Genomic DNA, 8,037 nt, shown 5'->3' on the forward strand with positions numbered 1-8,037 from the left:
GTTTTTCCTAAACTAGAGCCTACAGCAGCTTTTCCTACCACTGCACAGAGGATGGATATCTATAAGTGCCATGCTTTAACGCTTGCGCTTCATGCTATTCAAAATTGTTTAGATAGGGTAAAAAATTGCGATAAAAAGAAATTACTCATTTGGTTACCGTCAGTTGTACTGGCATGTATGCGCCGGGAATTGATATCGAAATTGTGCAGCAGTTGGGGTTGAATTCGTCTACAAATCGGATGGCCATTAATTTTATGGGATGTTATGGTGCTTTTAATGGCATGAAAGCAGCAGATGCAATTTGTCGTGCGCAACCAGGTGCAAAAGTATTAGTGGTTTGTATTGAGTTATGCTCGATTCATTTTCAAAAAGATCTTGCTACTAAAAATATCATTTCAAATGCTATTTTTGCTGATGGTGCTGCCGCAATCTTAATTGAAACTAAACCACAAAATCAGACCTACATGAGCCTGGAATCTTTTTATTGTGATTTAATTCCACAGACTAAGCAGGAAATGGCATGGCATATCGCTGATCATGGTTTTGATATCGTTCTAAGCGCTTATGTTCCAGCGGTTATAAAAATCTGGGATTGCCAGCTTTATGGAGAAATTACTCCGCCATTCAACTTGGTCTGCTAAAGACATTGATTATTATGCCATTCATCCTGGCGGTCTTAAAATTCTGCAAGCCTGTGAAGATGCTTTACAGATTAGCGCGGATGACAACCGTCATTCTTATGAGGTTTTACGGAAATATGGCAACATGTCTTCTGCTACCGTTTTATTTGTTTTAAAAAGTATTTGGGATAGCTTAGGGAAACAGGATAACAATAAGTCAATCTTTAGTTGTGCTTTTGGACCAGGATTAACTTTGGAGTCGGTACTCTTAAAGACACACTATATCTAGAGAAAGACTATCCTGTCTGCAAGCAAATAAGCTACCCAGCTGCGATGCGCTAATATCAAGCACTCAAGCTAGCGAAATATAATAGTCCCTGGTATTTAACTTAAACCAGGTATATCAGCGGGAAAAAATTCGTTTTCGTCGCTATCTTGCGGGATATTAAGCTTATTTAACAGATCGGGAGTAATTTCACTCATTGCTTTATTTGCACAGGCAAAATAAGTTAAGAATTTCGAATTTTTCAATAGCACAAGGCCGCTGACAGTCCAGCCTTTACCGATACCTTCATAAAGTAGATAATCATAAACCTGGTTTTTGAAGCGTAAGTAGATTCCGCCTCCGCCGCTAAACATTTGGGAGCGTCCCTGAAAAGCTTTGTTAGCGAGTACAGTCTGATTCGCTGGATAAGTCAATTCAACCGCCTCTTTATTACCGAAACGATATTGAATATAACCGCTAGTAGCAGATAATTTCCTAGAAGCACATAAAGAAATTATTTTGTTCTGTTTTGTACTACAGGAAAATAGAATGGTTTCCTCTTTCTGACAAAGACTGCTATTGCTTGCCACAGCGTTCATCATAAAACAGCCTAAGAAGAGGGATAAGCAGGTTTTATTATTTTTCATGATTCATTCATTTGGTAGTTTTGTAACACTATAAGCCTTTAGTATAAGAATTGCAGCCACTAAATTTGTCTGATGAAAAATCTTAAAAAATGATATTCTTTACACAAAAACGTGATTGGATAAGCGAGTTTTAATGGTGTATTTTCAAAAGATTGATGTAAATAAATTTCTAACTGAATATTGGCAAAAAAACCATTGCTGATTCGCCAGGCACTGCCCGATTTTGTTAATGCACTCACAGCCGATGAGTTAGCCGGCTTGTCAATGGAAGAAGAGATAGAAAGTCGTCTTGTTTTTGAAACACCGGGAAAGGCGCCTCATTGGCATTTAAAGCGAGGACCGTTTGCGGCGAAAGATTTTAAAAAACTACCTTCAACACATTGGACTTTACTTGTTCAAGGTGTGGATCGTTTTATTCCAGAAGTTGCTTTGATGCTTGATTATTTTAATTTCATTCCTCAATGGCGGGTGGATGATGTCATGATTAGTTATGCTGTTGAGCATGGCAGTGTTGGTCCGCATTATGACAACTATGATGTCTTCTTATATCAGGCAAAAGGAAAAAGAAAATGGTCGTTAACGACCAAAAATTGTCACGCCGATAATTATTTACCCGGCATTGAATTACGTATTATGCAACAGTTCCTAACGGAGGAAGAATATACTCTTGAAGAAGGGGATATGCTCTATCTTCCTCCTCATGTTGGTCATTATGGTATAGCGGTTGGCGCTGATTGCATGACGTATTCTTTTGGATATCGTAGTTATCAAGGTCAAGAGTTATTAGATAGCTTTGTAGATTATTTAGCAGAAAAAGAGCCATCTCGTCTTTTATATCAAGATCCTGATTGGACTGCTAATCAAGGTTCAGCGGAAATACCAAAGCAAGCTTGGCTAAATGCAAAAAAGTTATTGCAAGAAGTTATAGCTGATGAAAGCCATTTACAACACTGGTTTGGCCGTTTCGTTACTCATTTGGATCAACAGGCTGAAATGCTATTACCGATGCCTTTGATGGAGGAGGAAATGATTGATACCGGCCTTTTTGCCAAACAGCTTGCTAAAGGTGAAGGGATGATTCGTAATGCATCTTGTCGCTTTGCTTATCAGATAAACTCTCAAGAGTCTTGTCTTAACTTATTTATAAATGGCGATGAATGGCCTAGCAATGATGTTTCGCCTGATTTAATCAAACTGGTTAGTAACCATCGTTTATTAACTAATATAGCACTTCTTCCCTTTCTTAATCGACAACAGGATCTGGCGTTTTTATTTGAATTATGGCGATTGCAGTGGTTTGAGTTGATTGATTAACTATGAGTGAGGGGGGAATGCGATTTTCAGCTGTTTTATGGACTCCGAATAGTGGATAAATTTTGGTACAGACTTTGCACGTTAGTAATATCCGTAAACTAGGGTCGGGGGATTAGCAATGTGGAAAAAATACCTGAGCATGTTTCGAAAGAAATCTCTTTTGTGTTTTGCCATACTGGGAAGCATCGTTAGCAATTCAAGTTTTGCTGAAGTCCGAGAAATAGCCATTACTATTGATGATTTGCCTTTTGTTGGCTCAGCAAATGGTAAGGCCTCTAATTTACAGCGAGAACATGATCGTTTTATGAAAATTCTGCAAACCTTGCTGGATAAAAATGTTCCGGCTACTGGGTTTGTGATTGCTGGTTCAATTGAAAAGGGGCAATGGGAACTTTTAGAGCAATTCCAACAAGCTGGTTTTATTTTAGGGAATCATACTTATTCTCATCGAAGTTTAAATAGCGTCAGCGCCGAAAAATACATCGAGGATGTAGATAAGGCAGATAAAATTTTAACACCATTAATGACGACACAGAAATATTTCCGTTATCCCTACCTGGCCGAAAGTAAAGGGGATAAAAAACAGAAGGTCTATGATTACCTTGCTGAACATCAATATATTATTGCACCGGTAACGATTGATAGTAAGGATTTTCTATTTAATAGTCAGTTATTTGCTATTCCCTATCGTTTACGAGAGCAAAATTTAAATCGCCTTAAACAAAGATATCTCGCCTATATTTGGAGTCAAACAGTAAGAGCAGAAAATAAAGCAAAAAAACTTAATGGCGACAAGCCAGTTAAGCAAATATTGTTAATTCATGCCAATTTGATTAATAGCTATTGCTTAGGGGATATCATTGATTTATATCAGCAACATGGATATCGCTTTATCAGCTTAGCTGAAGCATTGGAGGGGACTGCTCCTGCACTCTCTACGCCACCAGAAGCACCAACTGAAGAAGCTTTTGAAATGATTTTTCAAGATAGTGTTCTTAATAGTCTGTTTCAGAAATACAAATCTTGATTGTTTTTTGATAAAAATGGAATTGTCTTAGTCATCTCTTAGGACAATTCTTTTTTCGAATTGAGTCACAGTATGGCGTGGTAGAAGCAACCAGTAATGACCAGCATTTTTCATATGGCCGGCAATGAAAGTTGCTTGTTTACCTGCTCCCCAATAAACATCGCCACGTACTATTCCGCGAATTGCGCCACCAGTATCTTGGGCAATCATTAAGCGTTGAAATACTTTTTTATCATCATGATGCTTATCTGGTCTGGTGGTATTTAGCCAGATTGGAGCACCCAGGGGGATATATTTGCGGTCAATCGCCAGAGAGTAACCCGCGGTCAACGCAACGCCTTGGGCACCGTAGGCCGCGTTTTGTTTTAAGTCCTGGAAGAAAACAAAGGATTTATTTTCATTTAAAACAGCATCAATTTCTTCAGGATGTGCTTTAAGATAGCGCTTGATTCCTTGCATCGAAGCATTATCTTTGGTCATGATCCCTTTATCAATTAACACGCGTGCTATCGACGTATAGGGGGCGCCATTCTGGCCTGCATAACCAACATACATACGTTTGCCGTCAGGCAGTTGGACAATGCCTGAACCTTGAATTTCTAAAAAACCCTGTCAATGGGATCATCAATCCAAACTAAAACTTCGGCTTTGTCAGCGATAGCTCCTTTATTGATTTCTTTACGTGTGTAGTAAGGGACCACGGTGTTTTTTCTAATCGCCCAATAATCCGCCGATTTTTTAAGCTTGGATCAAAGGGAGCTAAGTTAATTGTAATCAGGTCGGACGGTAAACTATAAATAGGTATATTGTATTGCTTGGTTTTCGTTAAGCTTCCGTGGAGTAATGGCATGTAGTAGCCGGTAAATAAACCCCTCACAGGCTCACTATTGGAAAATTCGACGACTGTAAACCATTTTGGAAAAATTTTTGTGCTCTTGCCTTTGAACTAGAGGTAATCGACAAGGCCTCTTGGCAAGCTGGGTGCCAATCCCCCGCTTTTAGCTCAATATGTTGACTACCAACTGATTGCTCAGGATCTTGCTTTAAAAAGGTACGACAGGAAACCTGAAAAGTTAGCAGTGATTTTCTGACATTCGTTGTTTCCCAACCAGGCAATTGGGTAAAAGGGATTTGTTTTAACACGACGGCTGTTTGTTCTTGCTGAGGCCAGAACCACCATCCAGCAAAAAGACGCAGTGCAAGTAAACTAACAAAAAGTGCTGTGTATAAGAATTTTTGTTTCATAACTGGATAAATTTTACACTAAACGAGATTAAATGCAACATTTATTTCAAGGGTTAGGATAAGCATGGCACATATTACGTTATCAAAACAAGGGGTTACACCCTTTGAAAAACTTTTAGGTCACTTACCTGAAATTTCTGTCCAATGGCAACAACTTGAGATGGCTTTCTTCCAAAGTAATATTTTTGATGCTGATTTTCTTGAGCAAGTTAGGCGTGCTTTAGCTTTTAACAACGTTTGCCAGTATTGTATGGCTAAGGCAGGACCGGCAGATAAAGATCCTGCGTCAAGTAAATTTAAATTGGCAGCAGCACTTCGTCTGACAAATAAATTTGCTTTGGATCATTGATCCATTGAACAAGAATAAGCAATCTAATTTTTATACAGGATAATTTTAAAAACGAGACGAAAAGAAATCACACACGGGCCGTTTTAGGATTAGTGGCCATGATGAGCTCTTCCTATGTCTAGATTCCCCTCTGCCTTGTTTGTATAATTATAATTCTTTATGGATGAAATTTTTATCTATTATGAAATTTATTTCCCCTCAACCTTAGGTTAACAATAACTTTTTGTTGTTTGGGTTTTGACATAAAGAATAGATAGAAGGGTGGACGAATAAGGTAAATAGGGTTCCTATATTTATGCCGCCAACAATAAAATGCGCATAATCACTTTTACATTACATTCTGTAAGTATCAATGTGTAAAAATTAAGTTTTATAATAAGTATTTTTTAAAACATAATAAATGGGGCCTAAGATCACACCGTAGATAAGATGGCCCACTAAAGAAAGTTTATTGTTTTCAAATCCAGCAAAACTCCATTGTGCTAGTAATGGAATACCAGTTGACAAATGGGGTTGCAAAGTCATTGGACCCAGTATCCACATACCAATACTAAATAAAAGTCCCCACATAACTGCACTTAACCATGAATTAATTAAGGAGCCTAACAGGAGAACAAAAGCGATTCCAGCGAGTAGGCTAATGCAAAGGTGTACAAAAAAGCCACCTAGTCTCGTAGGTATACCAATAATATTTCCAAGGTCTTCAGTCATCCCGCTCATTAGTAGAAAGAAAGCAAAAAAAGCCCTGCGACCAGACCTGCGAGTATGCCATTGTTAATGGCTCTGAGATTACCCATCTAAAGATTCCTGTTACTTATTCTAGGAGCTGTTTTCATTTCTGCTATTAGGCAGAAGCTTATTAAGTTAGCGAAGGGTAAACAACCCTTATACTTATCATTTCATTTTCGCATTATTTAATTTTTTAGTTTTTTACCATGCTTAAATTCTGTTTTTTGTTTCTTCATGAGGCAATAAATTGTAGAGAGCAGCCTTGCTTCGTTCATCGATAGGTTGCAGTCACAAAGAGTTTTTTAAGGCTTCCTGGCCTTGCTCGTACCCTATTTTATACTTTCGTTGATAGTGATGGGGACTCCCTTAGGTTTAAGGGAGTGCACTTTTTATTAGCAAGTTCTTGTGCGAGGCTTAAGAGGGCGCTATCTTAACGTTTAGTAGTATGCTTAAGCATGCTTTTCTTTCTATTTATAAAGGATTTTATAGAGAGTTAGATGAAAATGCCTTAATAATATTATTTCAGGAATAGTGTTAATTTTCTTCTATCCAAATTCGATGACACCTTAAGGAGAAAGCGATGTGGTCAAAAGAGGCGTTAACTAAGGGAATGGAGGCCTGTCCAATTATTTTCGCTGCGCTTGATACGATGTTGGTGGAAAATAGAATGGACATCAACCAAGCAAGAGCGAAGGTTAGCAAAGCAGTATGGCTAATTCGAGAAAGCTCAATATCTGACTTACTAGTAGTTTCTTATTTTGATCAAAAAAAGCAGCAATATATCCACATTAATATTGGGAGAGTGAAAGGAAGGTGGGGATTTGCTCCGGTCGGTGACGCGGACATCCAGGTCTTTAAAAGACAAATTGAAGCCTCCTTTAAAGAAAATATGATTGAAGACGGTGCGGTCAAACTTGCTCATTTTCTTGCAGAGTATGATTTTTGATCTCACGAAAATATTAAGGCCAAAGCCAATAGAGGCGACCCAAAACTTACAATATATAAATTACACGCTTAGTGAGGAGATGACACAAGAATATTGTGAAGTTTACTAATGTTTTCTTACAGTCTACGTTCCACTTTATGTGCTGGAGCCAGTGATCTAGGAAAATGATAAAAGTTCTACAATTATTCCATCACACTGAATCTTATGCATAAAGTGGGGGCGTAGGCTGTGAAAAATTTTGTGGGGAGCTCTGGCTTCGTTCGCTGGACTGATAATTAAGATTTAGGTAGATGCATTTTTACTGTGCCAGCCAGCTTGATATTGCGTTATGTTGTGCCAAATCAAGCAGAGCGGGAGCATGTCCGGCGTCTTCTACCTCCAGGACCTCAATATCAGGATGGATTCGGCGCATCTTTTTTATGTGTTCAGGAAGTAGAAGATCGGAATGGCGACCATGGATCACCATGACAGGGCATTTAATTTCTTGCCAGATAGACCAAAGATCAATATCAAAATAAAATACCTTCTAAACGCTTTGTGGGGGATTGGACAGAAATTCTTTTTAAGAAATGACCATGCCATTTCACATCTTTAATACCGGGATCCAATTTAACTACATAAATGCCAGGTGAGCGTTCTTCAATACTATGCTCAGTGAATTCTTCCCATTGCTCCTCACTCAAAGCACCAAAGGTAGCATAGATAGTTTTGAAATATTCTTTAGCGTGCTCCTTACTCAAGAACTCCGGATCTTTACCCGCATATTTGGATAATCGCCAAAGAGCATGGACAGGTATCTGTGGGCCAACATCATTCATGATTAGACGGCGAATAGGTGAGTTAGGCAGGGCAGCCATCATCATGCCGATTAGGCCACCCATTGAGGTGCCAATCC

8 protein-coding genes and 4 pseudogenes are annotated in these 8,037 nt (G+C 38.6%); 7 read left to right on the forward strand and 5 right to left on the reverse strand.

Annotated elements, in window-relative coordinates:
• From BN58_RS33770 to BN58_RS33780, 3 genes and pseudogenes are all read left to right on the forward strand, one after another.
• Positions 1-222 (forward strand): annotated as a pseudogene (locus BN58_RS33770) (hypothetical protein); the annotation flags it as partial.
• Entirely contained in the window at positions 174-641 is a 468-nt protein-coding gene (locus tag BN58_RS33775) for a beta-ketoacyl-[acyl-carrier-protein] synthase family protein (protein ID WP_083852174.1), read from the forward strand. The pseudogene BN58_RS33770 and the gene BN58_RS33775, both read left to right, overlap by 49 nt.
• Complete coding sequence (locus BN58_RS33780) at positions 604-909, forward strand: 3-oxoacyl-[acyl-carrier-protein] synthase III C-terminal domain-containing protein (protein ID WP_019216744.1); 306 nt, start codon at positions 604-606, stop codon at positions 907-909. The genes BN58_RS33775 and BN58_RS33780 overlap by 38 nt, the downstream gene beginning before the upstream one ends.
• 95 nt (positions 910-1,004) lie before the next feature.
• Here BN58_RS33780 and BN58_RS24075 read toward each other — a convergent pair whose 3' ends face one another.
• Positions 1,005-1,532: a hypothetical protein gene (locus tag BN58_RS24075; protein WP_019216745.1), complete on the reverse strand. Its 528-nt coding sequence runs from the start codon at positions 1,530-1,532 to the stop codon at positions 1,005-1,007.
• A 133-nt stretch (positions 1,533-1,665) separates the two neighbouring features.
• Here BN58_RS24075 and BN58_RS24080 point away from each other — a divergent pair.
• Both BN58_RS24080 and BN58_RS10300 read left to right on the forward strand, forming a co-directional pair.
• Positions 1,666-2,846: pseudogene (locus BN58_RS24080) on the forward strand (JmjC domain-containing protein).
• A gap of 139 nt (positions 2,847-2,985) precedes the next feature.
• On the forward strand, positions 2,986-3,873 hold the full coding sequence (locus BN58_RS10300) for a polysaccharide deacetylase family protein (RefSeq protein ID WP_019216747.1): 888 nt from the start codon (positions 2,986-2,988) through the stop codon (positions 3,871-3,873).
• Between the two features lie 27 nt (positions 3,874-3,900).
• On the opposite strand, the pseudogene mltA reads toward BN58_RS10300, so the two are convergent.
• A pseudogene (mltA, locus tag BN58_RS36060) lies at positions 3,901-5,118 on the reverse strand (murein transglycosylase A).
• A gap of 64 nt (positions 5,119-5,182) precedes the next feature.
• Here mltA and BN58_RS24090 point away from each other — a divergent pair.
• Positions 5,183-5,467: a hypothetical protein gene (locus BN58_RS24090; protein ID WP_019216748.1), complete on the forward strand. Its 285-nt coding sequence runs from the start codon at positions 5,183-5,185 to the stop codon at positions 5,465-5,467.
• A gap of 363 nt (positions 5,468-5,830) precedes the next feature.
• On the opposite strand, the gene BN58_RS24095 is transcribed toward BN58_RS24090, so the two are convergent.
• Positions 5,831-6,178, reverse strand: coding sequence for a hypothetical protein (locus BN58_RS24095; RefSeq protein WP_019216749.1), 348 nt, complete (start codon positions 6,176-6,178; stop codon positions 5,831-5,833).
• Positions 6,179-6,776: 598 nt separating this feature from the next.
• Between BN58_RS24095 and BN58_RS10320 the strand changes: the two genes are divergently transcribed.
• Positions 6,777-7,142 (forward strand): hypothetical protein, encoded by a 366-nt coding sequence (locus BN58_RS10320; RefSeq protein ID WP_019216750.1) that lies wholly within the window; start codon positions 6,777-6,779, stop codon positions 7,140-7,142.
• Between the two features lie 298 nt (positions 7,143-7,440).
• Here the strand turns inward: BN58_RS10320 and BN58_RS30855 are convergent, their stop codons facing one another.
• Together BN58_RS30855 and BN58_RS28430 are read right to left on the reverse strand one after the other, a co-directional pair.
• Entirely contained in the window at positions 7,441-7,608 is a 168-nt protein-coding gene (locus tag BN58_RS30855) for an alpha/beta fold hydrolase (RefSeq protein WP_019216751.1), read from the reverse strand.
• 43 nt (positions 7,609-7,651) lie between these two features.
• A pseudogene (locus BN58_RS28430) lies at positions 7,652-8,037 on the reverse strand (alpha/beta fold hydrolase); the annotation flags it as partial.

This window comes from Legionella tunisiensis (assembly GCF_000308315.1).
In the GTDB taxonomy this organism is placed as follows: domain Bacteria; phylum Pseudomonadota; class Gammaproteobacteria; order Legionellales; family Legionellaceae; genus Tatlockia; species Tatlockia tunisiensis.